We start from the raw sequence: 24,715 nt of genomic DNA, 5'->3' as shown, positions 1-24,715 counted from the left end.
AAGAAGACACTCTTCTAAAACAAGTTAATTCCCTTCTTCCTCACCGCTTCCTTCATCCAAATACCCGATTAATCGTTCTGAATAATCAAAAAGAAAATCAACTAAATTCCATATAGACCCATTACTGGTTAAAATGTTATAATGGAATTACCCTACATAGTTACTCATAGCCAGACTGAGGAACTAGCGTCTTATTAAGTAATGCGCATAACTAAAATAAAAAAGACACTTTACGGTGTCTTTTTTATTTATATTCCTAGGAATCATCTCTTTTATAAACAGACTCTATCAAACAGTAAAGGAGACAAACAGATGGAACATCCTGTTGCAAGAGAATTACGTTTTATACGGGTATGTCTTATCATTTTGATTATTGTCATTGCATTCTGGGATCGTGAGAAAACTGTGGAAATTACTGATCACGGTAGCGATCCTATCTTAAACACCAGCAATATGCCCCAAGTTGGTGAGAATACATTTGCATACAAAGACGAATCGAATCAAATTAAAATATTTAAGTTTAATCCAGATACAAATGAAATAAAATTAATAAAAGAGTTTTATGCTAACGAATATTAATTACATGAATTAAATAATTCAAATCTGTAGAAGACACTTTAAAGTGTCTTTTCTTTATGAACTACAAAGTATGAGGACCCAAGCCATTAGCTACAATTACGACTAAGGCTTTTACTATATAAAAAATAAAACATAGTAAGAATAGAATACTCAATTAAATTATTTTTCACTTCACAAACTACATCCAAAAAGTTGGATAACTTCTTTTACTACTCATATTATTAATGAATAAAGCAATAACTACAATAACAACGGAGCCAATTAAAACTGGTGTTACTAAATAACTCCAACTATTTGCCCCTAAAATTACGATAATCGGATCGGCGCCTGCCGGAGGGTGCGTCGTTCTCGTTAACATCATAACGGCTATTGCCATCCCCACCGCTAAAGCAATTGTCCAATATTCATTCCCAAACAAATGATATATTGATAGACCAATGAAAGTTGAAATCAAATGTCCTCCAATAATATTACGCGGCTGAGATAATGGCGCATTCCAAACTCCAAACGCTAATACACAACTCGCACCAAATGGAGCCATTAATAATTCTGTAGAGGTTATGCTCGTTAAATATGTTAAGGTAAGAATTGTTAAAAATCCCCCTAGTAGTCCCGTTAAAGAGTCCTTTACATTTACTTGTAATGGGCTTCTTCCTTTCCCTTTCATTTTTGTAAAATATCGTACACTTATTGGTTGAGGATCTTTCTGCTTAGTTGCTGTTATATTATCCATCGTTCTCCTCCTTTATTTACCAACAATTATAACCCAGCATAACTAACCTGTAAATATTAATTTAAGGGGTTAGTTTTAAAATGTAAAAAAAGAATCAACTGTTATAAGTTGATTCTCTAAACTTCCTCAAATTTTCGATCCTGAAATTTTGCTACCTTTTTCCGGTTCCCACATATTTTCATAGAACACCATTTTCGTTTTCCACTCTTATCTATAAATAATAAAACACAGTCAGGATTTGAACACCTTTTAAGGGAAATAAGCTTATTTTCTGCTATTAACGTTAAAGCGTCAAATGCAATTAACGATGCGAGTACATCCTCGATTTCTCCAACTGGGATAGATACTAGCTGCTGTTCAATGATTTTATATGTAAATGGTGCCTTCTCAATTTGTTTTTCTAAATACGTAATAAAATCATTAGAAATTTCTTGCTGATCAGCAATTGCCTCAAACTGTTTTCTCAATACTTCTCTTACCTCTAATATGCTAGATGTAACTTGATCCATTCGCTTCTGAATTCCTATAAGTGTTTTTTCATTCCAAAAAGGAAGATTAACCTTTATTACATGTAGCCATTCTAATACATCTTCATCTGTTATTAATAAATCATAACGTTGTCCACGCCTAACTAACTCTGTATTTACTAAATCTAATGAGAGATTTCCCGATATAAGCGGGAATTGTTTTGTTTCCTGCATGTACTCATCACCTTCTCTTTAAATAATCATATTCCAAATTAATACAGAAGTACAACTTTTTTATAAACTACAAAGTATGAAGATTAAGGCCTTTAGCCATAATTACGACTAAAGGCTTTTTGTATGTAAGTAAATGAAAAAGGAGCTTATTTTATGGAACATAATAAAAATGGAATTCTTGCTTTAATTGTTTTATTTTTAGGATTAGTGTTTTTTGTCAGTGGAATGGTTTATCATTTATGGGGCTCATTTTAATTTCAACTTTTAGACAGATAAATAATTCGAATCAGAGAAATGTGCATTTTTCCCTTTTCCTTCCAAAATTAATATAATAAGATATAAAATGTAATACATATAAAGACAAATATATATAGCACTCATTAAAAGTGCTTCTATTTTGGAAGGAAGAAACAAACGATGAACAAAAAGTTATTAGCATCATTATTATGTAGCACATTCTTGTTTGGAGTATCAGCTTGCAGTTCACATGATGCGCCTGCGAAAAATGAGCAGGCGACTTCTAAAAAAACAGAGAATGACAAACTTAGCAGCAAGGATCCGCAAAAAGAACTTCCTACCAATGTAGATTCCTCTGATGTATACATGTCAATGGGATCTGCCGAGTCATTAGATGTTCTAGGGACTGGAGAAGTTAAAGCACAAGGTGTCTTTAAAGTATTAGACATCGCAGTTTATAATCGTAAAGAAGAACCCATTACACTAGATATCAACAACTTTAAATTAATTGATGGATTTGGAAGAGAATATCACATTTCCAATGAACATCAATCCGTACTTAAAGCTGCAAATACCTCTACATTTAAATTTGGTATTGTTAACCCTGATGAACATTCGGACGGAAACATTGTATTCGATGTACCGAAAAACACGCGAGGATTAACTTTAAAATTTAATAATGATAAGTTAGATAAAGAGCTCCAATTAAAAGTGGAATTGGAATAGGCAAAATAAATACGTCTCCCTTAACATTCTCTACTAACATAAAAAAGTACAGTCTTTTCTACAGCAGACTGTACTTTTTTATTTATCATTTCACATAACATTCCCTAATTTTTTTGACTAGATGCTCTCCAATCACGAAAAGATGTTGGGCGTCCAGAAAAAGCTCTTTGCTTTGTAACAGATGTTTTTTCTTCAGGAGTCATTGTTTTTTCTTTAAGAGTCGCTGGTTTTTCTTTAAGCGTCACTGATTTTTCTTCAAGAATAGTCACAGCTGTTTGCATTTTCTCTAACTGTTCTTTCAACAATTGTTGTTCAATCTTTAAATCCGTAAGTAAACGTAAAATCATCTCAGAATTAGCCATAAGATCCTCCTTCCCCCAATACACAGAATAAAATACAATATGTAGAAGACAAAATTCCGGTGACAAAAATAAGATCGTCAACTCTTTTTAACTTCCAAAATCCTTTTATTTTTTTAAGGACCTGCTCCATTTACCCTTAAAAACATAAATTAAATTAAATCCATTAATAAATGGTCTTTATGGAAGGAGGAGTTAATATGGGCTATGGCGGTAGTTGTGGTGGTGGCTGTGGTTTCGGCGGCGGATTTGCCTTACTTGTTGTGCTCTTCATCTTATTAATCATTGTTGGCGCTAGCTGTTGGGGCGGCGGATTCGGCTGCTAAGGAGAGGCACTCTTGAGAGTGTCTTTTTTTGATATGTGGCTCGTATACATATTGTTCAAATCTATATATTTTTTAAAAATATAGATTTAAAGCATATTTCTCAATGAATAAAACAATTTAACATGGTAAAATAATAGTTGGATGGGAGTCCAATATATTATTAAAATTAAGATGGTTCAAGTCGAAGGAAGGCACCTTAGGGTGTCTTTTCTTTATGACTTCTATCATCAACAAAGGGTGATACAAACTATTACATATGTTTGTACCACCCTTTATTGATGCGTTTAGACTTCACAGTTGTTGAAGTTTTAGACTTCTCCCTTAGTGTACCCATATTATTAGAACATCCTGTAATCTGTAGACAAAATGTAGCTAATAAAAACAATATTAATAATTTCTTCAATAAATCCTCCTACATGCATAAAACACGATATGTTACAAAACAAACATAACATCAACCCTTTATAAAAACAATATAATCCTCGGTCCTTAGGCTATCTCTTAACATAGGAGTACCGCTACATATTCATCAAGCTAAGATTTTAAAATATCCTTTACTTAAGGAATTTGTAAGTATCAAGTAAGAAAAACGAGAGCTTTGTTTCGTATAATCAAAATATAAAGTGAAGGAAGAAAGATTATTTCTGGGATTAATATGCATGTGACAAGAGAAGAAAGCTACGTTTTTTTAGAATAATAATATGAGTATGTCCAAGTTTTGGAGATTGCTTGCAAATATTTTGAAGTTTTCGCACCAGAATTCTAATTACCATACCTGTTTTGTACCATCACGTATTGGAGGTTAAAACATGAATAAAAAAAAGAAAATACAAAGATCAGTACTTACCTTTCCCCTACTCTTTTCTTTAGGCGTTTCATCTTTCCCGCTTACAACAACTATTCACGCAGATACACGCGAAGAACAATCTGCTGAAAAGAAACTAGTCTCTTTAACGGAGCGTACATCATTATTTTTTGAATATCTCCAGCAAGGTAAGTATGCAGAGGCACTACAGTTGACGTCTACTGCTTTTCAATCCAAGTTTACAGCAACCACATTACAAAACTGGTGGACACAAAGTGGCTGGAGCGGGATAAAAAGCATGGGAACCCCCGTGATAAAAGAACGAAACTTGGTCCATCAGAAGGTAGAAATTCCAGCAGCTACCGAAGGAACTACCATACCGCTACTCCTTAAATTCACACCTGGCGGGAAAGTAGATGAAATTGGAGAAAGGCCACCCGAAGAATCTTATACCATCCCACATCCTAGCTATGATCAACCTGACTCCTATCAAGAACGTGAAATCGTCATTGGAAATTCTACCTATCCGTTACCAGCGACATTAACAGTTCCGAAGCATCAGCGTGGTGAAAAGGTACCCGTCGTTGTTCTTGTGCATGGTGCTGGCATCCATGATCGCGATGCTACCTATTTGGGAACAAAAATCTTACGAGACCTTGCGGTGGGCCTTTCATCCAACGGAATTGCAGTGTTGCGCTATGAAAAACGTACCTTAGAACATGCATTAAAGATGAGTGCAGAACCTGTTACATTAGACCGTGATACTACAGATGATGCCATATATGCAGCAAAGTCAGCAGCGCAGCAGGAAGGCATTGATCCAAATAATATTTTCATTCTTGGACATAGCCAAGGAGCTGGCACAATGCCGCGTATACTGAGCAAAGCGCCTTCCTCACTTGTTCGAGGAAGTATCTTACTCGCACCACCTGCACGCCCTTTGACTGACATTGCCATTGATCAGTATGAATACCTTGGGGCATCAAAGGAAGAAATCGATGAACTAAAAAGACAGGCTGCTTTTATTCAGGACCCTACTTTCAATCCTGACCATCCTCCAGCTGGCTACAATTTTGGGTCACCTCATTTTATGTATGATGTTTCTAGGTGGCGTCCAGTTGAAGAGGCAAAATCACGAAAAGAGCCTTTACTCATTCTGCAAGGAGCACGTGATTATCAAGTAACAGTAAAAAATGAATATACAAAATGGCAAGAAGGGCTTGCAAACCGCAGGAATGTTCAGTTCAAAAAATACCCGAAATTGAATCATTTCTTCACGGAGGGTGACGGGGAATTAAGCCTCCCTAGTGAATATGAAATCCCTGCTAACGTTCCCGAGTACGTCATCCAGGACATTATTACATGGGTTAACGAGACAAAAAAATAAGAAAACATCAAAAGCCTTCATGCAATTATCATTGCGTGAAGGCTTTTTGAAACTAGTGATTCAGAGATAGCTATTATAATGCATCAAAACGAAAATTATATTTTTCTACGTACTAAATAAAACGCTAAGGAACCCATAATAACAGGTGCAACGAAGTCAAAGAAATATGAAAAAGAAAAATTAAAAAGAAAAAGAAATGGTATAAGTGTATAGATAACTGCTAGTCCTATAAATAAAGGAATTCCAAATTGAAACTCTCGACATCGTTTAATTTTCCTATATAAAACTTCCCCAATTAGACAAGCTATAAGAGCTGGTATACTACCATAAGTGACGATAGTTTTTATGAACCCCTGTAAAACGTCTGGGTGAATAAAGCTAGGATTAAAAATATATGAAATTAAGAACCATCCAAAAATAAAAGCAAATAGACTTGCAGCATAACTAACTACAAATTTTATCAAAGTAAGCAACGTAATCATCCTCACAATTCCCTAATATTACCTTCATTTTATCATTTTCTCTTAAAAAGATTCCAAAAGGGTATACTTGCCCTTCAGCTTTCTTTTTTAACGCTTGTTCAAGACGTATTTTTTGATGTTATTTTGTATAAAAAACTTTTGGGAGCAACCTGTTCGAAAAATTGATAAAGAATAAGCGATTGAAGGATGAAAACAGAAGACTACAAGGAAAACTGTATGAACAAATATAATGAAACAAGGCTCTTACTTTGTAGCGGTATCCACGAAGTAAGAGCCTTGTTTTTTCTACTCATTTTTTATATCAGCCTTGATTTTCCGATGGAAAGGCACAGAAAATCTACTACAGAAGGTGTGATACCTCTAGGATTAACAAATTCTTTAAATTTCTGTATATCCCTCTACTTTTGGAATGTGCCTCTAATTCAGCGCGAACTTGTATTGTATCCGGATCCATTTTTTCTAAAGCATGTTCAGAATATTTACGAACATTGATTTCAAGTTTTTAAAACTCATTTATTGTAACTGTAAAATGTGGCTTGAATTTTACTTCGATTGTTTTGTTTTCTACGCCACCTTGGACATATAATGAGTCATTACGGGTATAGATTCGTTTCGCCGAATGCATCTTGGTTTCAAAGATGCGTTTATTTTTATAATACAAATTTAATTCCACAGTTTCCTCGTAATAACACATAATCATTACTAATTCAAAACCTAATTTATCTATTTTATTATATCTATATGCACCTGCACCTGGAATAAAATAATCTTCTGGTTCACTCTCGAATATTTCTAATAATTCATATTCATCATATTGTATATTCAATTTAACAACTCCTTACGTGAATGGGCTCAATCCACTTTATTTATAATATTCACGATTTATTAGGTACAACGGATACAACATCGCCATTATCATTCAATACGACTCTAACATCTTTCCCATCGTATTGCCATAGACCAGGTTTATTTCCGGTTTTTTTAGTAGCATGCTTAATTGTTTCTTCTACTACACTTGGTGTTACACCACGTGGATCAACTTTTTTTAATTCCTCCATGTATTCTTTTGATCCGAATGTGTAACCATTCCTTTCAGCTCTTTCACGTGCACGCTTTGTAAGTTCTGCTCGAACCTGAATTGTATCAGGCGCCATTCTTTCAAGCGCATGTTCAGTATACTTACGCCCATCAATGACGCCGCCAGCATTCCGAAAAAATCACGCTAAGCAAAAAATATAATAAGCTGTCGATATAGACAGCCCTTTACATAATTATCGTTATTGGAATCAAACTAAGCTTACACATCCAAGCTGTTGATGATAGCTACTATTTGATGATCTGTCCATTTGCCATTAATCCTTATATTTTCTTTCGCTATACCTTCTTTTTTAAATCCCACTTTTTCTAATACACGAATAGATGCTAAATTATCAAGCATCGCTCCTGCTTCAATTCTATGTAACTTTAATTCCCTAAAAGCAAAATCTACAACAAGTTGAAGAGCCTCTGTTGTATAGCCCTTTGCATTATGCTCCTTATCCAAAGTAAAACCCGTATAACAGCTTTGGAGGTCTCCCCTAACAATTTGAGTTAATGAAATGTCTCCAATCAGTTTATCATTTTCTCTTAAAAAGATTCCAAAAGGGTATACTTGCCCTTCAGCTTTCTTTTTTAGAGCTTGTTCAAGACGTATTTTTTGATGTTCTTCTGTATAAAAAACTTCTGGGAGCAACGGGCAAACTCGTTGAAAAAATTCGCGATTTCTAATATGTAAGTTAGCTAACTCGTTAGCATCAGCAGTTTTATAAAGCCGAATATAAATGTGCTTCCCTACTAGTTTCATAACATCCCTCCAACATTTTTATATGTCTAATGAGGAAAAAATATACCGTATACTATATACAGTTGGATATTATCAGGAATCATTTTGCACGAAAGAAAAGACACTCCATATGAGTGTCTTTTCCAATAGTTTTTAGCAGAAGCAAGAAGCTCCAACGATGATTAATAAAATGAATAACACGACTAATAAAGCAAAGCCTCCCGAGAAGCCACAACCGCCACAACTACCACCATAACCCATAATAGTTCCTCCTTTAGATAAGAGGGGAAAACTAAGGTTCACTCATGTATTTTAATGGATTCGTTTCATCTTATGTTTTTCCGCATTGATTGAGCAGGTCCTTTCGAAAACTATTCACATATTAACTATATTTTTAAAAATGAATAATTTAACTATATCAATAAATAGATTAATTAATATAATGTATTAATTCTAAAAGAAGGGAGGAATAGCCATGCAAGTAGTTTGTTTTAAAATAGTAAGTGGTCAGTATTTCTTATTTGTAGAAGGTATTCAAATTCCTGTACCAATTCCAGCAGTTGCTGCAGCTTTATTAATTGGTTTAGGAGTAATTCCACTTTGTTCTTAATGTAAGGAATTCGGATCATTCCTATCTTTCCATTGGAAAAGCCTCAAGTATATGAATACTTGAGGCTTTTCTTATAATTGAGAAAGACACTTTAACGTGGCTGAAGATCTCCTGATTTAACTAATGCGGCCGTTACATCATCACCGAAAGTATTGAAACAGAATACTTTCTCGTCTATCTTATCCATTACTGTAGCTTCACCTATCTTGCCACCTTGAAGTTTAATAAAATAGTTATGTTCTTCTAAAATTTTACTAAAATCTCTATTTGCCCATCTTTCAGTAATTGCTAATAGCTCTTCTTTATTCTTGAAATTGTTTCCGTTTAGAATGTTTCTTACTTTCTCTGCATTCTTTTTGGACATAGGAATCGCTCCCTTTCCTTCACACGCTTTTACTTTTTGATGAGTCATACTATGCATAGCTGAAATAACTTCTTCAGTAGAAGTTACTGTAATGTGAAGTTGTGCATTTGAGCCTTTCACTTCTGCTTCATTCGATAGTGTGTCTTCTTTATTAACCTCTGCAAAAACATGGTCCTCACTCCCAAGCGGGACTTCAGCAAACTGTAACATTCCAGTTGCAAGTACTACTCCCCCTATAATAGATGCTAGCCAATACGTTAGCTTCTTGTCCATCTTCATTTCCCCTGTCTTCGTTTAAATATATTAACTAAGAATACAATATTTAATTCCTTTTTATTGAAGAGGCTCTAATTTTTACTATAAAAAACGTATAAATCTTTTAATTAAAATATAATAAATTTATAATCATTGCTATACCTATTCTCATAACAGGATCTATATACGATGTCACTAAATCATCTGGTGAACTATTAGTTATTAGTACGGCTTTGCATCCTTATTCTCAAAAAGGATAATTATTGTACATACCAATTCTTATGTATGAAGACACCCAAAACAAGTGTTACGAAAAAAATATAAAAAAGACATCTTTTCTAGGGAAAGATGTCTTTTTTATATAAACCTTAATGTTCGTTCTGTAAAACCCTCGCTGCCTTTACTCCTTCTTTCTCTTCTTTTAAGAATAACGATACGATAAATGCAACAATAATAAAGATTAACCCAAGTGCAAATGCACCTTGGAACCCTGACGTTAAACCGTTTAACTTCTCTACTGGATCCAGTGGATTTGCGGAGCTCTCCATATAGCTAGTTGTTCCTGAAGACATTTTCGAAATAAAGATAGCTGTACCAATTGCACCAGCTACTTGTTGCAACGTACTAAATAGTGCTGTTCCGTGCGGATATAAATCTGGTGTTAATTGATTTAAACCGTATGTTTGTGCTGTCATGACAAACATGAGTCCAACCATTAATACGCTATGCATGATAATAATTTGTACCATTGATGTATCAGGAGTAATGCCTTTAAATAAGAACATTGCAATTCCTACTAACACAATGCCGGGAACGATAATAACTTTCGGACTAAATTTATCAAATAGTTTACCTGCGATTGGTCCCATTATGGCGCTAATAACACTTCCCGGAAGCATGATAATTCCTGATTTAAAAGCTGTAACGAGTAAAACGGTTTGCAGGAACATCGGTAATAAAGTCATCGTTGAAAATAACGACATCATCACAATGACAATTAATCCAACTGATAATGTAAACATCGGAACTTTAAATGCTCGTAATTCTAAAATTGGATTCTCAATTTTCAATTGTCGAACGGCAAAAATACATAATGAGATAAGCCCAACAATTAAAGTGCCATACACTTTTGCATCGGACCATCCTAAATCACCCGATGCACTAAAGCTATACACAAGCCCGCCAAATCCTAATGTCGATAAAAGGATTGATGGGTAATCTACTTTTGGCCTTGTTAACTCTGAAACATTTTGAATGTACTTCATCCCAATCATAATTGAAATGATCACGATAGGAATAACAATATAGAATAACCAGCGCCAATTTAATGAATCCACAATTACTCCAGATAACGTAGGACCAATTGCCGGAGCTGCCATCATCACAAGTGCGATTAATCCCATTGTCGCACCACGTTTTTCAGGCGGACAAATAATTAAAATCGTATTCATTAATAACGGTGAAATTAACCCTGTCGCTACCGCTTGGACGATACGGCCGATTAATAAAACGGAAAATGTCGGTGCGAATCCCGCAATTAATGTACCGACTAAAAACGTTACCATAGCGATCAAAAACATTTGTCTCGTTGTGAGCCATTGCTGAAGTAATGCTGTAATTGGAACTAAAACCCCAACTACTAACATGTATGCTGTAGAAAGCCATTGAATCGTTGAAGCCGTTACGTCAAATTCTTTCATTAATACCGTTAACGCATTTCCAAGTAATGTTTCATTTAATAATGCAACCATTGCACCTAAAAGTAATGCAATTAAAATGGGGGTATGTTTCAAATTAGAAGTATCAACTTTGCCACTTGCAGGGCTCTTAGTTGTCATATTCATTTACAGATTCTCCTCCTGTTTCTTACTTAAAAAACTTTAAATATACCTAAACACATGTAATATAATATACATATGTAGATTAAAAAGGGAGAATCAATTTTCAACCACTGTATATTTAATCTACAAAAAAGGAGAATTGTAGATGAATGATAACGAAAAACAACTTGATTTACGTATTAGACGTACACATAAATTACTGTGGGATTCCTTATTTGAATTAATGACGCAATCAAAACAGAAATATAGTACGATCACGATTAACCAAATATGTGACCGCGCTATGGTACATCGAACAACCTTTTATAAACACTTTGAAGATAAAGATGCTTTATTAACATTTGGATTTAAACGATACGGCAAGATGATTGCTGAAATACCGGTTTCAGATCGATTAAGTAAACCATTTCAAGTAATGGAACAATTCCTACATCATGAAGAACTCGGTAAAATATTAGAAACGCAAATGTCTGATGAACAATTCATTACCCGTACACATTATTTAAGTCACGAAACGAGAAAACAAGAAATAGAAGCATTAAATCAACTTTGCAAAAACCATACGATACCAAATGATTTAATCATTGAATTTTATTCAGGGGCAATCACCTCATTAAGCACATGGTGGTTTAAAAATAAAAAAAGCGTTTCTGCTGCTGAAATGGATAGGTACCTCCACCAACTTATTAATCGGGATATTTTTCAGTTTGAAAAGGAATAAGACTACACCTTTTCAATCATGCAATCAAATTGACCACAAAATAGGAATATGATATATTTTCCGTAGAATACTATATAAGTATGACATCAAATAAAATGGCATATAATAAAAAGAAGAGATGCGCTAACATCTCTTCCCTAACTGCTACCGCTTAGGGTGGTGGTTATTATAAGCTATTTCTTTTTGCGGAACCCACCCTTTTGCTTGTGACGGCGCGGAGTGGGTTTTTTGTTGTCCTTACCCAGAAGTTGCTTCCGCAAAAAATACGCTGAAACTTCGCGCACAGTCGCTTTTACAAATTCTTTTACAAGGTCAAACAAAAACTCCATATTATCACCCCCTCTCCTTCCAAATGGAAAGAAGGGATAACCACCCACCCTCACAATATGCAGTTGACTTTATTTTATCAAATGATTGTAAAGATATTATGTAAACAAAACAAATGAAATTTTACATAGAAAAATATGAGTTTATATTTTTTTCATTCTCTTCACTTAGATTTTCTTTTTAGATGCTATCTTCAAATAAGGTAGCATCTAAAAAATATTAAAAGGAATTTTCTCCCTAGTGTCTTCTTATATTTTATGTAATCTGCATATTTGACCTTTTCTACGTTCTTTAATTACTTACTGAATATAGTCATACAGATTTTTCGCTAACAATAAACAAGTTACTGTAATGAAAAGAGCACGAACATACCCACTCCCTTTTTTTATAGCGAATTTGGAGCCAACAATCCCTCCAGCAATTTGAGCAATCCCCATTATAAAACCATATGCATAGTTGACTTGCCCTACATACATAAACATCAACAATGCACCAACATTACTTCCTAAATTAAGAAGCTTCGCATTACCTGCTGCTTTTAAAAAATCATACCCAATAAATAAAAGAGAAAACATTAAAAATGAACCTGTTCCAGGACCTAGAAATCCATCATAAAAACCAATAGCAAAAATAAAAAAGGTAAAAATAATGACGTGTCGACCAGACAACTTCTTATGAGTGGAAATACTACCCCAATCCTTTTTGAATATCGTATAAATAGCGACCGCACCAAGCATAATTAACATCAATGGCTTCAGTACTTCTGGATTCATTAAATGAACGGTCCATGCCCCTATTATGGAACCTATGAAAGTAAGCGGAACTAATTTAAACGCCGATTTCAAATTAAGATTACCAGAACGATAAAACACAATATTACTAGTTGCACTTCCCATTGTCGATGCTAGTTTATTCGTAGCTACTGCACTTGCTGGATTCAGTCCTGTAAATAATAAAACTGGTAAAGCAATGAGTCCACCACCACCTACAACTGAATCAATAAATGCAGCTAAAAATCCAAAAGCGATCAAAATCATTAATACAGATGGGTCTAAATAAAAATCCATACTATTAACCTCCCCTTTAGTCACTATTCGAATAGTAACTAATAATTTGCTAAATGTAAACAGTTATTGTAACGTTAAAATATAAATGCAAACATCGGAGGACGAAAAAAGTGGACTACATAGTGCAACAGCTTAAAAAAATTGGTTTCAATGAATATGAAGCTAAATCTTATGTATCTCTTGTTAAACAAGGGCCTGTCACAGCCTACCAAGTGAGTAAAGATTCGGGTGTCCCAAGAGCGCGAATTTATGAGATTTTAGGTAACCTTGTAGAAAAAGGAATTGTCATGAAGGAAGAAATAAATGACACCACTCGCTATTCACCTCTACCTGTTGAAATCTTTTTACAGAAGGCGCAATCAGAATGGCAGTCTACTTATGAAGGAATTAGTGATTCATTAAAGAAACTAGAAACTTCCGAGGAAAAAACGGATAATCGAGTCATTACTTTAAAAGACAATCAAACAATCATTAGCTATTGTCAGGCATTAATAAAAAAAGCAGAACGACGTATTGTCATTTCAATGTGGGATGAGATGTATGAAGCGTTAAAAGAAGATCTATCTGAAGTAGCTGATAAAGTTACAATACAAGGTATTACCCTACATGTTGAAAATCCCATTAAAAATCTAGAAGCTCACCGCATAACACCTTATACAGAAACCTTGTCTACAGAACATTGGTTTATTGTATCGATAGATTCTAAAGAGATGATTTATGGACCATCACTTGAAGAGCGTAATATTGCTTTTTATACAGATGACCCCGTTCATATATACTTATTAGAGGATTATGTATGGCATGATGTTTTAGTAAATCGACTTGTCCGACGTAGCCAAGATGACTTGCAGCAGTGGATTACTGCAGAGAGAAAGTCTTTCTTTATGGGGAAATGAGGAACATATTCAAGAGCAAACCAAAAGATTTGCGTATTAAACCTAACAACTTCTCCGTACAAAAATAGCCGACTATTATATAGTAAATATTCGGCTATTTTTGTATAAATTTATACAGACGCTGCCATTACCTCGGCGATTAATGAGATAAACGCTTCTCCCACTCTTTCACCTTTTCAATTGTTACATCTAATTTTTCAGCTATTTCTTCTACACTCATTCCTTTAAAGAGCATTCCAGCTGCCGAAAGTGCTTTATCAATTTCTTCTTGCTTCTCCTGTTCATATAAACGACCTACTTTTGTCATCCGTAACCACTCCTTTACCTTTTTATATGCTTTCTTCTATTTTATCATCCAATCTCCACAAACCGCCCAAACTCCTTCAAAAACCTCAGCTTAAAACTCCCCACAGGCCCATTCCGGTGCTTCGCCACATGAATCTCCGTCATCTCTTTCTGCACTGTTTCCTTATCGTAATAATCCTCTCGATACATAAGCATAATGACATCCGCATCTTGCTCAATTTGTCCGGTCTCTCTTAAATCTGATAAAAGCGGACGCTTATCTTGCCGCGACTCTACAGAACGAGATAACTGTGATAACGCTACTACACAAACATTTAATTCACGTGCTAATAACTTAAGCTTACGAGAAATCTCACTAATCTCTTGAAATCTATTACCCTTATGCTTCGGATCGCCCGTAATGAGCTGCAAATAATCTACAATGACTAAAAGCTTTTTATCACCGTGTTTCCGCTTTAACTTACGGGTTTGCATCCAAATATCTTGCACCGTAACACCTGCATTGTCGTAAATCTCAAATGGCAACTCACCAATCTCCGCAAACGCCTTACTTACCTTCTCCCAATCTTCCATCGCAAAACGATGCTTCGGATTTTTTAGCCTACCTCCTGACACTTCACCTATGCAAGAAGCCATCCTTTTTAACAATTGCTTACTACTCATCTCTAACGAAAACAATCCAACCGCCGCTCCAGACTTCGCCGCATGCAGTCCAACATTTAGTGCAAACGCAGTCTTCCCCATAGAAGGCCGCGCACCAAGAACGACAAAATCACCTTCCTGCAATCCGCACGTCATTTTATTTAACGATGTATAGCCAGTCTCAATCCCCGTAATCTCTTTTACATCTTGATGAAGCTCCTCACACAAATCAACTAACGCATCCTTCAAATCAAACTCACATACAGAGTCTTTCTCCTCTAACTCACAAAGTGCCGTAATCGTCTCACCGATAACTTTCTCACTCTTCTCCGCAATAAGACGCTCTCCCATCTTGTGCCCGAGAACACCAGCCTGATACATTTTCCACGCACCTCGAACAAGCCCCTCATAATAAGAGAAGTTGGCAGTAGTAGGCACACCATCCATTAACCCTATAAAATACTCCATTCCCCCGATCCCCTCTAAAAACTTCGGATCTACCCGAGAAATGAACGTCACAAGATCAATCGGTTGCCCCTCTGATTCCATCTTTCGCATTAACTGAAATATAGACTTATGTACTGGCATAGAAAAATACTGCTCCGTCAAACGGCACTCCTTAATAAGCTCTCCATCAATTAATAGAGAACCTAACACCGTCTTCTCCGCCTCCACATTTTGAATACTCATGGCCGCCACCCGCGCTCCGCTAAAAAGCGCTGCGACTCTTCCTCAGATGGCGCATTCTTCTCCCACTCCTCACACCTCGCCAAAAACTCCTCCGTCTCCCCCGTACTAACAGACGACTCCTTCTTCCGAAACTTAGCCGTATCCGCCTCAACCTCACACAATTTCGTAAACCCTTTCCCGTGCCAGCCTCTCAAAATCCCCTTCACATAAGCAACCGTCCGCTTATTATTCTCAAACGCAATTTGAAGAGCCTTCAGCACAAGCTCCTCTGACAAATCTTCCATCCACGCACTCAATTCCTCCACAGTATGAGGAGACAAACTACCAAAATGTTGCTCATAAAAAGAAAACACGCGACTTCCCGTTTCTTCCTCTACAACCTCTTCTTCCTCTGTCTCCTCGCAAACTGGCTCTACATCATCCACAGCCAAATCACCAGGCATACCGAAATGTGCTAAAAGCATCGGAACATTCAGCTCCTCCTCCACGCACTTCTGAAGAAACATATGTACAAACTCCTTATTCTTCACACCCTTCAGCTCACGAAGCACACACTTCTCCACATTCGTATTCGTCACAGGATTATAACGAAGCCAATTTAAAACGAATAACTCCCGCGTATCCGCATCATAAAGAATCTTCCCATAATCAATGAAGCGCTGCACAAGCTTATCAACAGTCTCCCTGTTATAACCCGTCTCCATCTCAGCTAACCGCTTCGGAAAAGGAAAAATCCCGCACTGCGTCGTCTTCGAACAAGTCAGCAAATACACATAAAAATACCGCTCCTCCGGCGTCAAATCCAAAACAAAATCATCCTGCCAAAAATTCACCTGCACATTACGATACACCGCCATCCTAATTCCTCCCGTCTCCGTTCAAAATAAAAACCTCTTCATAATATATATGGGAGGTTAGTCGGGTTTTTGGCGTGTTATTTTAAATTTTTTTTGACTACTACTACGGTGTTTGTTGTTGTTTTTGTTTTGTTATGTTTTTTCTTAGTGATTTATTACTTGGTAGGGGCTTGTAAGGGGCTTATGAGGGGCTAGTTATCGGTTACTTCGATTAAAAATACTCGATCTGAGAAACCGCCTCTTTCTTCTGCTTTCTTTTTTCGGATGTTGTTGATTTCTTCTAGTGTTGTGCCTTCGTGTTCGGCTAGGGCGTTTATTAGTTCTAGTAGGTCGGATAGTTCTTCTAGTTTATGTTCTTTTGTGTCTGCTTCTAGGTATTCGGTTAGTTCTTCTTGTGTTTTGTTGCAGATTTCTTTTATGTATTCTTCTTCGGGTAAGATTCTTGTTGTGGGTGTTTTTCCGTTGGATTTTATTATTTGTGGGATTTTGTTTCTGATTAGTTTGTTGTAGGTTGGCATGGGGGTTTCCCTCCGTTTGGTTTTTCTTCTATTATAAAGGAAAAGCAGTTTAACTAGAGGTTAAACTGCTGCATTGCTTCTTTTATATAGTTTTCTTCTTCGGTTGTGAAGAGGGTTGGGAATTCGGATAATGACAATCATACATATGATGAAAAAGAAATAGATTACTTCAAAGAACTTATGTACCAAAATGCCAAAAGTCTAGCCATTACACACTTGATATCATAGTATAAAATATAATTAACCCCAAATTCACCATAATTAAATTAGTAATTCCGCATCAGCATAATATTTAATTCGTCCTCTTGTTTTATCTTTACTGATTTTATATGTTTCAATAAAAAATGTTTCAGGCTTCTTCAAGCCTACAATCACCAAAGGTACCGTCAATTGAGTATTTAAAGGCATTAAGTGCTCAATGTACTTTTCATACGTTCCAATTGCAGAGTCAAATCCTCCCGAATCTCTTAATTCATTGGTTGCAGAAATGATAATCCCTATTTTAGTTTGTACAGCTTTTTCAACATGATTTAATTCGCTTGCAATAACTGGTTTCATTAAATTCCATGCAATTGTCCCACTATGATTGAAAGCAACTTCTACAGAAATAATATCTTTAGCAAAGTCTAAACGCCATGCTTTATTTTTATATCTCTTATCCTTAAAAATATAACTTTCACTTTTCCATCCAAATGTAGCCAATTGTTCCTTAATTAATTGATTAATTGCCTTTGATAAACTTTTGTTTGAACCAATATATTTTTGTCTATGAACTTGTAAGAGCATTTCATCTGTAATATTAGAAAGAGCTTTTTGAATTTCTAGCCAGGTGTTTGTAAATTCTGGGTTCGTTTCAAGTATATTTTGACCATGTCGATGTGAGTATACTATAAAATTCATTTGAAACCTCCTATGAAAATATAATTATATAGTACCATTTTCATAAAGAGGAATGAATCTACATAAGCCTTATTTATACTATTCCATGTAATTCTGCTCCTTTTCCAAGTTTCCACAAAATACAATTAGGATTATTGGTAACTAGCGAGATATTTATTCATAGTTTAGAAACCCATTGTGATTCTTACACAAAATGTATCGGTTCATAAAATACCTAAAAATTAATTTATACTCTTAACAATAAATAGAGAAGGAACAGAGTAAATTTATACACTCTGTCCCTTCTCTATTTTTTAAAACCAACTCAACTGCACAAAGTCTTTCATTTTTTCTTCTTCCTGGTTAATTTCTAAAATTCGCTCACCCATTCGCTCTACCAAATCAACCACTAAAGCATTTCCCATACAAAAGTACCTGTTTCTTTGTGGCATACCTGTATTTGTCCAGTCCATCGGGAAACCATTTAACAATTCACATTCAACTGGTGTTAAATATCTTAGTCTTTTTGTATAAGGATCCTCAATGACATGTGAACTTCTATTACATGTTCCTTCACTTGTTAACATTGTACGCCCAGGCTTATCTAAATCATCAGGGAAAGCCATTCCTCCCTCAGAGTAGAAATATTTATGACCTGTCGCCTTTGATACTCTTTCTTCTTTTTTAGGACCTTTAAGATACTTAAGTTCCTCAAATTCCGTTCTTCCCTTTTTGTTAACCTTATCCGTTTTCAAATAATACGATTCATCTGCAGGGCCAAATTTATCATATACCTTTTGAACAACTTCACCTAAAGTCTCTGGATTTTCAGTTACTGGAACTAATTCTTCCGTATATACTTGTCCATCCATCATTACGCCAGAATTATAATATTCAGCTTTAAATGTATCAGAAACCTCAATAATATCGACTGGCAACTCAAATTGCCCTCTTTTTTTGTTTTCTTCAGGTGCTTCATGCACATTAAAAATTGGAGCGAAGAATCCATTTTCACACAATATCTCTAAAGGGTTCATTTTACTTTGAACAGATGTGAAATGAGATTCTTTTAAATACGCAAAAATAAATACTCTTCGTCTTCTTTGAGAATTTCCATAATCCGCAGCGTTAATAACTCTCCATTCCACTACATATCCTGCGTCTCTAAAGCTCGCCAGCATAATAGAAAAATCACGACCTCTTTGTTTTGCTGGTGATTTCAATAATCTATCTACATTCTCTAACAAAACAAATCTTGGCTTGCGAGAATTAACTATGTTCATTATCTCCCAAAAAAGAACACCTTTTTTTCCTTGTATTCCTTTTTCATTTGATAAAGTACGTGCTACAGAATAGTCTTGACAAGGGAATCCACCTACTAATAAATCATGCTCAGGTATTTCCGGCCAAGCTTCTGCTATATCTCTATTTACATGTATTCCTTTATTTTCAAAGCGAGTTGCATAACAATTAAATGCATGTTGTGCTTTAGTTGAGGGCTCCCACTGGTTTCCCCAAAGAACTTCAAAGTTTTCGTTTGCTTCTAGTCCTAATCTAAAACCTCCTACTCCCGCGAAAAGTTCTACTACTTTCACCATAAATACACGAACATCCTTTCGGTATTTTATTTATCTATGCTTCATTATAATAAAAAGTGAGGAAAAGATCAACTATAACATTTTAGGAATCATATTTTTTACAGTTCGTTTTTTGACTTGTAACCGTTAAGAAAATAATTCGTTACTATATCAATAGTATAAACGAAACAAATCGCCTTGAATAGATCCAATATAACTGTTCTTTAATAGAACAAACTGACTTTTCCTTCTTATAAATTTTACTTGTATAAAATTGAAACAGCTTTTTATTATAGCATAGATTTAATATGTATTGTTTAAAATCATACAACGCAGCACTGGATACAGAAAGGAGTTTATTATGGACTATACTACAATAGAAGAACTAATGAAAAAAGCACATGAAGCTGAAGGAAAAACATTTGGTGAAATCGATACAACTGACCGACTTGCAAATGCTAAATCAAAAGGTGGACTAGGGCAAGTAATCGAGGAAAGCTTTTTTGGATATGAAGTCAATTCAAACGCAGAAGCTGACTTTCAACACCTTGGTGTTGAACTTAAAGTAACTGCATTTAAACAAAATAAAAACGGTTCACTATCTGCCAAAGAGCGGCTAGTCTTAAATATTATCAACTATATGGAAGAAGTTCATACACACTTTGAAACATCAAGCTTTTGGAAGAAAAACGAAAAACTACTATTAATGTTCTATGAATGGGTACCTGGTGTAGACCGTAAAGATTTTCACATTACAAAAAGCCTTTTATTCACCTATCCCGAAGCTGATTTAGAAATAATTAGACAAGACTGGGAAACCATCGTAAATAAAATTCGTGCCGGCAAAGCACATGAATTATCTGAAGGTGATACAAACTATTTAGGAGCTTGCACTAAGGGTTCCAATAAAAACTCACTTCGCTCACAACCGTATTCTGAAATTCCAGCAATGCAAAGAGCTTTTTCGTTAAAGCCTTCTTACATGACAGCACTAGTTCGCAGGTATCACCTAAACGAAGAACTAGTAAGTTTTACAACAACAAATGAACTAAAAGGAAAATCTTTAGAAGAAATCCTTTATTCAAAATTTGAAAATTACATAGGCTTAACTGATCAAGAAATCGCTCAAAAATTATCTATTGATTACAAACCTACAACCAAAAGCTTTGTTCCACTATTAGTAAGCTCTTTACTTGGTATCAAAGGAACTCGACTCGATAAAATTGAAGAATTTGCGAAAGCTAATATAGAATTTAAAACAGTTCGTTTAGAGCCTAACGGTAAACCCGAACAAAGCATGTCATTTGAAACAATCGATTTTCATCAATGGACAAACGAATCATGGGAAGAAAGCGAAATTAGAGAACGCTTCTATCAAACCAAGTTTTTATTCGTAATTTTTGAATTTAACCAAACAAAAAAAGAAAATCCAAATCGTAAACTCTACTTTAAAGGTATTAAACTTTGGAACATGCCTGCTCCTACAATAGAAAAAGAAATACGTGAACTATGGGAAGAAGTTAATAAAGTAATACATGAGGGTATTCAAATTGAATATAAAAAACGCGGTGACAAAGTCGTCGAAGCAAATAACCTACCAAAAATAAACTTCAACGGTGTCGCGCACATTAGACCAAAAGCCCGCAACGGTGCCGATAAAGTAGCTTTACCTGATGGTCAGCATATTACAAAGCAATGTTATTGGTTAAATAACTCTTATATCGCCCAAATCATTAACAAAACGAATAAATAATTATCTTTCTTATTAACAAAAATGGATTATATCTAGATAGTATATAAAAACTTACCTAGATATAATCCATTTAATATATATCGTTAAAATTAATACACGTTATATACAATATTTAACAATAATTCCATCTATGCGAAATCAGTTGTTTCTTCATTTTCACTTAAAATACTTCTGATAATCCTCTTCATTTTTAAATTCAATTGGCCCTACATCCATTCGGAATTTCCCGTTCTCATACAATAGTGGTGAAGCCTCTGAATGGTCTTTTGAGTAGCTTTCTACATGTGAAATTTTCATCTCATTTGAATTGGTAAAATCAATATGAGCAATACACACCCAATAAGCATGGTCATTTATTTCTAATAACGGTGCTGTTACAACGCTTCCCATATGATTATCGACAACAGCTTTAGCCCTCATAGAATAGAAACTACCTATTCCATTTCCGACAGCACTATACGCAGCAAATAAAACATATTTTAAAGCTTCTGGTCGGTAAATACGAATTGTTTCTTTTCCTGGCTCTTGCGAATCACCATCTAACACAATATACGGAGAGACTTTAGACGAACCTAGATTTTTATAATACACCTTTCCTATTTCTCCATTAGTTGTTACGTAAAAACAGTATAAGTCTAAATCTTTATTTGTTTCCCATTCTAAAGTAGCCGTTACCATTTTAGATTTTTGTATATTTATAGATTGTTTTTTCTTCAATTCAACCTTCACTACATTAATAGTTTTTTGTACTGGAGGCGGAGTAGGAACTATTTTCTTCTCTACAGGGGGAGCAGTTTGTTTTTCATCATCTGCGATTTCTATCCCAAAATTTTTACACAATGCAGCTAACCCACCAAAATAGCCAGCTCCAATAGGATTGAACTTCCATCCTCCCCCATGCCGATACAGCTCTCCAACAATAATGGCACTTTCATCTGTAAATGGATGTGTGATAGGAAAATGAATAATTTCTAATCCTGATTGTGCGTTGCTTATTTTCAATTGAATATGTGTAACATCTCGTAGCGCCTGTTTCTTCTCTTCGGCATTATGAATTGTAATCGAAAATACAATCTTTTGTACGTCATCTTTTATATGAGTAAAATCTATTGAAAATCTTTGTTTACTTCCATTTGTGATATTTTGATCTAATTGAACAGATCGACAACTAGAATAAGGTTGTCCATAGAAAACGAAATCCTCTTCTTTAGTAATTTTCCCATTAAAACCTACTAAAAAAGCTGATGCATCTACATCCATATTTATCGGGGCATCCCAAGTTAAATCTACCAGTAATCCTTTCATCTCTGGATGATTCTTTGTGACGTCTATCTTTTGTCCCCTTACTAAAGTATGTATCATCATAATTCCCCCGTCCTACACCTTTAATGTTTTAACATTCAGTTCAATTATACTCCTCTTTAGATTTCCCTTTCTATCTTAAACTATAAAACCATGATAATTGATTATTATCATAAGAGGAAAAATCTATATAAAAACTTATTGAACTAAATACTCTCTATTTAAAATTCTAAATAAATATACTAAAAATGATATCAATATTTCATCAGTAGAGGTCCCTAAAATTACTTATCAACTTTAGCTCCACCAACCATTCCACCATACCACTCATAACTCTCCTCCAAAAACCCCCTACTCTCCCCACTATCCTTATAATAAGAATTCCACCCTCTTTCCCTCAAAATCCCCTTCCAACTATCACTCTCCACCATCTTCTTAATCACACCATCCCAATAAGCAACCTCTTCTTCCGTCATATCTTTCGGGCCCATAATGCCTTTCCAGTGCTGGAAGATGACGTTGATTCCTTGTTCTTTCCATGTTGGGATTTCTGGTAGTCGGTCTAGTCGTTTTGGTGCGGATACGGCTAGTATTTTTATTTTGCCGGCTTTGTATTGTTTTTCGGCTTCGGATAGGGTCATGGTTGCGGCGCTTATTTGTTTGTTCGTTAGGGCGTTTATGATTTTTTCTTTGTTTTCGTAGACGAAGAATTGTAGTTCGGCTGGGTTTATGCCGAAGGCTTTGCTTACTTGTACGAAGGATAGGTGATCGTCGTTTCCTAGGCCGGGGGCAACGCCGATTTTGAAGTTTTTCTTGTCTTGTTTTAGTTGTTCCATTAGTTGATTTGCATTTTCTATGTTTGATTCTTTTGATACAACAACGACTTCCCAGTCCGATGCGAGTGTTGCGAGCGGTGTGAAGTCTTTATATGTTAGTTTACTGTGGCCTAGTAGGTTGTTCGTTATGAGTAAGCTTGAGTTAATCGCCAGTACGTGACCGCCTTTTTGTTTCGTATATTTCCATCCGACGTCACCGCTGCCGCCTACTTTGTTTGTGACTGTGATTGGTTTTGTGAAGATTTTTTCTTCTGTTAGTGTTTTTTGCATCGCCCGTGCTGTTAAGTCCCATCCAGCTCCTTGAACGTTTGGCGCAACGATTTCTACTTTGTCGATGTTCACTTTATTCGTATGGGATTTATCCGAGGAACAACCAGCTATTACTCCTGTTATGATCCATATATATAGTAATAATCGTTTCTTCATAGTCCTCGTCCTATTCGGTATTTTCGTTCTGGTCGCCCGATAATGCCGTATGTGTACTCTACTGTGCATTCATTTGTCGCTACTAAATATTCTAAGTATCTTCTTGCGGTTGTTCTGGAGGCCCCCATTTGTTCTCCCATTTCTTCTATTGTAATGCCCTCTTCGAATCCTTTTATAATGCCTTTCACTTTTTGCAGTGTTAACGGATCCACACCTGTCGGTAAGTTTTTTATGTCTTGTGTTTGCGAAGTCCCGAAGAAATTATCGATGAGTGCTTGATTTACTTCATTGTTACTATGTAATAGTTGCTTCTTTCTTTTATAGTCTTCAATTGTGCGAACAAATTTTTCTAACGTGACTGGTTTTATAAGGTAATTGCTTACGCCGTTTCGAATTGCTTTTTCTAGCATATAGTTTTCATTCGCCGCCGTTACCATAATGACGTCAACACTTGGAAAGTCAGCATGAATTTGTGGCAATAAGTCTGTTCCAATTCCATCTGGCAAGTAATTATCTAATAGAAGTAAATCGATTTCTTCCTTTTGTAGTAGTTCCATCGTTTCTTTCGCGTTCAATGCTTTTCCGATTACTTTTACATCCTTTATTTTTAATAAAAACTCCTCTTGAATTTGCGCGACGCGGAAATCATCTTCTGCAATTGCAACCTTCAACATATGTCCATCCCCCTGTT

Annotated in this window: 28 protein-coding genes and 3 pseudogenes; 8 read left to right on the top strand and 23 right to left on the bottom strand. The window is 35.4% G+C overall.

Annotation, left to right across the window (positions count from 1 at the left end; genetic code table 11):
• Positions 1-312: 312 nt before the first annotated feature.
• Positions 313-579 (top strand): YmzC family protein, encoded by a 267-nt coding sequence (locus tag GD442_RS04865; RefSeq protein ID WP_000400963.1) that lies wholly within the window; start codon positions 313-315, stop codon positions 577-579.
• Positions 580-757: 178 nt separating this feature from the next.
• On the opposite strand, the gene GD442_RS04860 is transcribed toward GD442_RS04865, so the two are convergent.
• Positions 758-1,312 carry an HPP family protein gene (locus tag GD442_RS04860; protein WP_000368844.1) on the bottom strand — a complete coding sequence of 185 codons (555 nt, stop codon included), beginning with the start codon at positions 1,310-1,312 and terminating at the stop codon, positions 758-760.
• 116 nt (positions 1,313-1,428) lie between these two features.
• Positions 1,429-2,013 (bottom strand): CGNR zinc finger domain-containing protein, encoded by a 585-nt coding sequence (locus GD442_RS04855; protein WP_001158435.1) that lies wholly within the window; start codon positions 2,011-2,013, stop codon positions 1,429-1,431.
• A 417-nt stretch (positions 2,014-2,430) separates the two neighbouring features.
• Here GD442_RS04855 and GD442_RS04850 point away from each other — a divergent pair, with 417 nt between their 5' ends.
• A complete protein-coding gene (locus GD442_RS04850; RefSeq protein WP_001035577.1) occupies positions 2,431-2,976 on the top strand; it encodes a DUF4352 domain-containing protein in 546 nt (181 codons plus the stop codon).
• A 104-nt stretch (positions 2,977-3,080) separates the two neighbouring features.
• Here the strand turns inward: GD442_RS04850 and GD442_RS04845 are convergent, their stop codons facing one another.
• The gene (locus GD442_RS04845) at positions 3,081-3,338 is read right to left on the bottom strand and encodes a hypothetical protein (RefSeq protein WP_000013696.1); all 258 of its coding nucleotides are present in this window, start codon (positions 3,336-3,338) and stop codon (positions 3,081-3,083) included.
• A 197-nt stretch (positions 3,339-3,535) separates the two neighbouring features.
• Between GD442_RS04845 and GD442_RS04840 the strand changes: the two genes are divergently transcribed.
• Positions 3,536-3,661: a YjcZ family sporulation protein gene (locus tag GD442_RS04840; RefSeq protein WP_000540377.1), complete on the top strand. Its 126-nt coding sequence runs from the start codon at positions 3,536-3,538 to the stop codon at positions 3,659-3,661.
• Positions 3,662-4,470: 809 nt separating this feature from the next.
• A complete protein-coding gene (locus tag GD442_RS04835) occupies positions 4,471-5,853 on the top strand; it encodes an alpha/beta hydrolase (protein ID WP_086408008.1) in 1,383 nt (460 codons plus the stop codon).
• Between the two features lie 95 nt (positions 5,854-5,948).
• Here GD442_RS04835 and GD442_RS04830 read toward each other — a convergent pair whose 3' ends face one another.
• From GD442_RS04830 to GD442_RS04810, 6 genes and pseudogenes are all read right to left on the bottom strand, one after another.
• Positions 5,949-6,335 (bottom strand): hypothetical protein, encoded by a 387-nt coding sequence (locus GD442_RS04830; RefSeq protein WP_000631589.1) that lies wholly within the window; start codon positions 6,333-6,335, stop codon positions 5,949-5,951.
• Positions 6,319-6,516: pseudogene (locus GD442_RS28475) on the bottom strand (GNAT family N-acetyltransferase); the annotation flags it as partial. The gene GD442_RS04830 and the pseudogene GD442_RS28475, both read right to left, overlap by 17 nt.
• Before the next feature lie 321 nt (positions 6,517-6,837).
• Positions 6,838-7,161, bottom strand: coding sequence for a hypothetical protein (locus tag GD442_RS04825; RefSeq protein ID WP_001025898.1), 324 nt, complete (start codon positions 7,159-7,161; stop codon positions 6,838-6,840).
• Positions 7,162-7,210: 49 nt separating this feature from the next.
• A pseudogene (locus GD442_RS04820) lies at positions 7,211-7,537 on the bottom strand (hypothetical protein); the annotation flags it as partial.
• A gap of 95 nt (positions 7,538-7,632) precedes the next feature.
• Entirely contained in the window at positions 7,633-8,178 is a 546-nt protein-coding gene (locus tag GD442_RS04815; RefSeq protein WP_000779760.1) for a GNAT family N-acetyltransferase, read from the bottom strand.
• A gap of 132 nt (positions 8,179-8,310) precedes the next feature.
• Complete coding sequence (locus GD442_RS04810; RefSeq protein WP_000540375.1) at positions 8,311-8,418, bottom strand: YjcZ family sporulation protein; 108 nt, start codon at positions 8,416-8,418, stop codon at positions 8,311-8,313.
• A 214-nt stretch (positions 8,419-8,632) separates the two neighbouring features.
• Between GD442_RS04810 and GD442_RS28250 the strand changes: the two genes are divergently transcribed.
• Complete coding sequence (locus GD442_RS28250) at positions 8,633-8,767, top strand: hypothetical protein (protein WP_001198456.1); 135 nt, start codon at positions 8,633-8,635, stop codon at positions 8,765-8,767.
• A 91-nt stretch (positions 8,768-8,858) separates the two neighbouring features.
• On the opposite strand, the gene GD442_RS04805 is transcribed toward GD442_RS28250, so the two are convergent.
• Both GD442_RS04805 and GD442_RS04800 read right to left on the bottom strand, forming a co-directional pair.
• Positions 8,859-9,404 carry a PRK06770 family protein gene (locus tag GD442_RS04805; protein WP_000358706.1) on the bottom strand — a complete coding sequence of 182 codons (546 nt, stop codon included), beginning with the start codon at positions 9,402-9,404 and terminating at the stop codon, positions 8,859-8,861.
• 350 nt (positions 9,405-9,754) lie between these two features.
• Entirely contained in the window at positions 9,755-11,230 is a 1,476-nt protein-coding gene (locus tag GD442_RS04800; RefSeq protein ID WP_001057521.1) for an MDR family MFS transporter, read from the bottom strand.
• A gap of 142 nt (positions 11,231-11,372) precedes the next feature.
• On the opposite strand from GD442_RS04800, the gene GD442_RS04795 reads away from it, so the two are divergent.
• The gene (locus GD442_RS04795) at positions 11,373-11,948 is read left to right on the top strand and encodes a TetR/AcrR family transcriptional regulator (RefSeq protein ID WP_000999319.1); all 576 of its coding nucleotides are present in this window, start codon (positions 11,373-11,375) and stop codon (positions 11,946-11,948) included.
• Between the two features lie 173 nt (positions 11,949-12,121).
• Here the strand turns inward: GD442_RS04795 and GD442_RS27605 are convergent, their stop codons facing one another.
• A complete protein-coding gene (locus GD442_RS27605) occupies positions 12,122-12,277 on the bottom strand; it encodes a hypothetical protein (RefSeq protein WP_000394755.1) in 156 nt (51 codons plus the stop codon).
• A gap of 297 nt (positions 12,278-12,574) precedes the next feature.
• Complete coding sequence (locus GD442_RS04790; RefSeq protein ID WP_000348428.1) at positions 12,575-13,342, bottom strand: TSUP family transporter; 768 nt, start codon at positions 13,340-13,342, stop codon at positions 12,575-12,577.
• A gap of 110 nt (positions 13,343-13,452) precedes the next feature.
• On the opposite strand from GD442_RS04790, the gene GD442_RS04785 reads away from it, so the two are divergent.
• Positions 13,453-14,238 (top strand): TrmB family transcriptional regulator, encoded by a 786-nt coding sequence (locus GD442_RS04785; RefSeq protein ID WP_048565174.1) that lies wholly within the window; start codon positions 13,453-13,455, stop codon positions 14,236-14,238.
• 139 nt (positions 14,239-14,377) lie between these two features.
• Here the strand turns inward: GD442_RS04785 and GD442_RS27600 are convergent, their stop codons facing one another.
• The 7 genes and pseudogenes from GD442_RS27600 to dcm form a co-directional block, all read right to left on the bottom strand.
• On the bottom strand, positions 14,378-14,545 hold the full coding sequence (locus GD442_RS27600) for a hypothetical protein (protein ID WP_078439215.1): 168 nt from the start codon (positions 14,543-14,545) through the stop codon (positions 14,378-14,380).
• A 44-nt stretch (positions 14,546-14,589) separates the two neighbouring features.
• The gene (gene dnaB / locus GD442_RS04780) at positions 14,590-15,876 is read right to left on the bottom strand and encodes a replicative DNA helicase (RefSeq protein ID WP_000027310.1); all 1,287 of its coding nucleotides are present in this window, start codon (positions 15,874-15,876) and stop codon (positions 14,590-14,592) included.
• Complete coding sequence (locus tag GD442_RS04775) at positions 15,873-16,733, bottom strand: DnaD domain-containing protein (RefSeq protein WP_000312057.1); 861 nt, start codon at positions 16,731-16,733, stop codon at positions 15,873-15,875. Before GD442_RS04775 ends, dnaB begins: the two co-directional genes overlap by 4 nt.
• Positions 16,734-16,924: 191 nt before the next feature.
• Entirely contained in the window at positions 16,925-17,251 is a 327-nt protein-coding gene (locus tag GD442_RS04770; RefSeq protein WP_001143680.1) for a nucleoside triphosphate pyrophosphohydrolase, read from the bottom strand.
• A gap of 53 nt (positions 17,252-17,304) precedes the next feature.
• Positions 17,305-17,388 (bottom strand): annotated as a pseudogene (locus GD442_RS04765) (MerR family transcriptional regulator); the annotation flags it as partial.
• Between the two features lie 124 nt (positions 17,389-17,512).
• Positions 17,513-18,151, bottom strand: coding sequence for a BglII/BstYI family type II restriction endonuclease (locus GD442_RS04760; protein ID WP_001009462.1), 639 nt, complete (start codon positions 18,149-18,151; stop codon positions 17,513-17,515).
• A gap of 293 nt (positions 18,152-18,444) precedes the next feature.
• Positions 18,445-19,728: a DNA (cytosine-5-)-methyltransferase gene (dcm, locus tag GD442_RS04755; protein WP_000241633.1), complete on the bottom strand. Its 1,284-nt coding sequence runs from the start codon at positions 19,726-19,728 to the stop codon at positions 18,445-18,447.
• A 340-nt stretch (positions 19,729-20,068) separates the two neighbouring features.
• On the opposite strand from dcm, the gene GD442_RS04750 reads away from it, so the two are divergent.
• A complete protein-coding gene (locus GD442_RS04750; RefSeq protein ID WP_000386746.1) occupies positions 20,069-21,460 on the top strand; it encodes a Sau3AI family type II restriction endonuclease in 1,392 nt (463 codons plus the stop codon).
• A 156-nt stretch (positions 21,461-21,616) separates the two neighbouring features.
• On the opposite strand, the gene GD442_RS04745 is transcribed toward GD442_RS04750, so the two are convergent.
• The 3 genes from GD442_RS04745 to GD442_RS04735 form a co-directional block, all read right to left on the bottom strand.
• The gene (locus tag GD442_RS04745) at positions 21,617-22,822 is read right to left on the bottom strand and encodes a TerD family protein (RefSeq protein ID WP_000582005.1); all 1,206 of its coding nucleotides are present in this window, start codon (positions 22,820-22,822) and stop codon (positions 21,617-21,619) included.
• A 224-nt stretch (positions 22,823-23,046) separates the two neighbouring features.
• Complete coding sequence (locus GD442_RS04740) at positions 23,047-24,024, bottom strand: tripartite tricarboxylate transporter substrate binding protein (RefSeq protein WP_086408009.1); 978 nt, start codon at positions 24,022-24,024, stop codon at positions 23,047-23,049.
• The gene (locus GD442_RS04735; RefSeq protein WP_000921518.1) at positions 24,021-24,698 is read right to left on the bottom strand and encodes a response regulator; all 678 of its coding nucleotides are present in this window, start codon (positions 24,696-24,698) and stop codon (positions 24,021-24,023) included. Before GD442_RS04735 ends, GD442_RS04740 begins: the two co-directional genes overlap by 4 nt.
• Positions 24,699-24,715: the final 17 nt, after the last annotated feature.

The sequence above is a fragment of the Bacillus sp. A260 genome, assembly GCF_009861435.1.
GTDB lineage: Bacteria > Bacillota > Bacilli > Bacillales > Bacillaceae_G > Bacillus_A > Bacillus_A cereus.
The sequence above is the reverse complement of the archived record's forward strand: the minus strand, read 5'-3'. Positions and strand labels throughout refer to the sequence as shown.

Coding starts and splice junctions, on each gene's coding strand:
- GD442_RS04865 (WP_000400963.1), top strand. CDS start 313: ATGGAACATCCTGTTGCAAGAGAATTACGTTTTATACGGGTATGTCTT.
- GD442_RS04735 (WP_000921518.1), bottom strand. CDS start 24,698: ATGTTGAAGGTTGCAATTGCAGAAGATGATTTCCGCGTCGCGCAAATT.
- GD442_RS04740 (WP_086408009.1), bottom strand. CDS start 24,024: ATGAAGAAACGATTATTACTATATATATGGATCATAACAGGAGTAATA.
- GD442_RS04815 (WP_000779760.1), bottom strand. CDS start 8,178: ATGAAACTAGTAGGGAAGCACATTTATATTCGGCTTTATAAAACTGCT.
- GD442_RS04800 (WP_001057521.1), bottom strand. CDS start 11,230: ATGAATATGACAACTAAGAGCCCTGCAAGTGGCAAAGTTGATACTTCT.
- GD442_RS04860 (WP_000368844.1), bottom strand. CDS start 1,312: ATGGATAATATAACAGCAACTAAGCAGAAAGATCCTCAACCAATAAGT.
- GD442_RS04745 (WP_000582005.1), bottom strand. CDS start 22,822: ATGATACATACTTTAGTAAGGGGACAAAAGATAGACGTCACAAAGAAT.
- GD442_RS04775 (WP_000312057.1), bottom strand. CDS start 16,733: ATGGCGGTGTATCGTAATGTGCAGGTGAATTTTTGGCAGGATGATTTT.
- GD442_RS04795 (WP_000999319.1), top strand. CDS start 11,373: ATGAATGATAACGAAAAACAACTTGATTTACGTATTAGACGTACACAT.
- GD442_RS04840 (WP_000540377.1), top strand. CDS start 3,536: ATGGGCTATGGCGGTAGTTGTGGTGGTGGCTGTGGTTTCGGCGGCGGA.
- dcm (WP_000241633.1), bottom strand. CDS start 19,728: ATGGTGAAAGTAGTAGAACTTTTCGCGGGAGTAGGAGGTTTTAGATTA.
- GD442_RS04850 (WP_001035577.1), top strand. CDS start 2,431: ATGAACAAAAAGTTATTAGCATCATTATTATGTAGCACATTCTTGTTT.
- GD442_RS04790 (WP_000348428.1), bottom strand. CDS start 13,342: ATGGATTTTTATTTAGACCCATCTGTATTAATGATTTTGATCGCTTTT.
- GD442_RS04845 (WP_000013696.1), bottom strand. CDS start 3,338: ATGGCTAATTCTGAGATGATTTTACGTTTACTTACGGATTTAAAGATT.
- GD442_RS28250 (WP_001198456.1), top strand. CDS start 8,633: ATGCAAGTAGTTTGTTTTAAAATAGTAAGTGGTCAGTATTTCTTATTT.
- GD442_RS04750 (WP_000386746.1), top strand. CDS start 20,069: ATGGACTATACTACAATAGAAGAACTAATGAAAAAAGCACATGAAGCT.
- GD442_RS04810 (WP_000540375.1), bottom strand. CDS start 8,418: ATGGGTTATGGTGGTAGTTGTGGCGGTTGTGGCTTCTCGGGAGGCTTT.
- GD442_RS04760 (WP_001009462.1), bottom strand. CDS start 18,151: ATGAATTTTATAGTATACTCACATCGACATGGTCAAAATATACTTGAA.
- GD442_RS04835 (WP_086408008.1), top strand. CDS start 4,471: ATGAATAAAAAAAAGAAAATACAAAGATCAGTACTTACCTTTCCCCTA.
- GD442_RS04770 (WP_001143680.1), bottom strand. CDS start 17,251: ATGCCAACCTACAACAAACTAATCAGAAACAAAATCCCACAAATAATA.
- GD442_RS04805 (WP_000358706.1), bottom strand. CDS start 9,404: ATGGACAAGAAGCTAACGTATTGGCTAGCATCTATTATAGGGGGAGTA.
- GD442_RS04830 (WP_000631589.1), bottom strand. CDS start 6,335: ATGATTACGTTGCTTACTTTGATAAAATTTGTAGTTAGTTATGCTGCA.
- GD442_RS04855 (WP_001158435.1), bottom strand. CDS start 2,013: ATGCAGGAAACAAAACAATTCCCGCTTATATCGGGAAATCTCTCATTA.
- GD442_RS27600 (WP_078439215.1), bottom strand. CDS start 14,545: ATGACAAAAGTAGGTCGTTTATATGAACAGGAGAAGCAAGAAGAAATT.
- dnaB (WP_000027310.1), bottom strand. CDS start 15,876: ATGAGTATTCAAAATGTGGAGGCGGAGAAGACGGTGTTAGGTTCTCTA.
- GD442_RS27605 (WP_000394755.1), bottom strand. CDS start 12,277: ATGGAGTTTTTGTTTGACCTTGTAAAAGAATTTGTAAAAGCGACTGTG.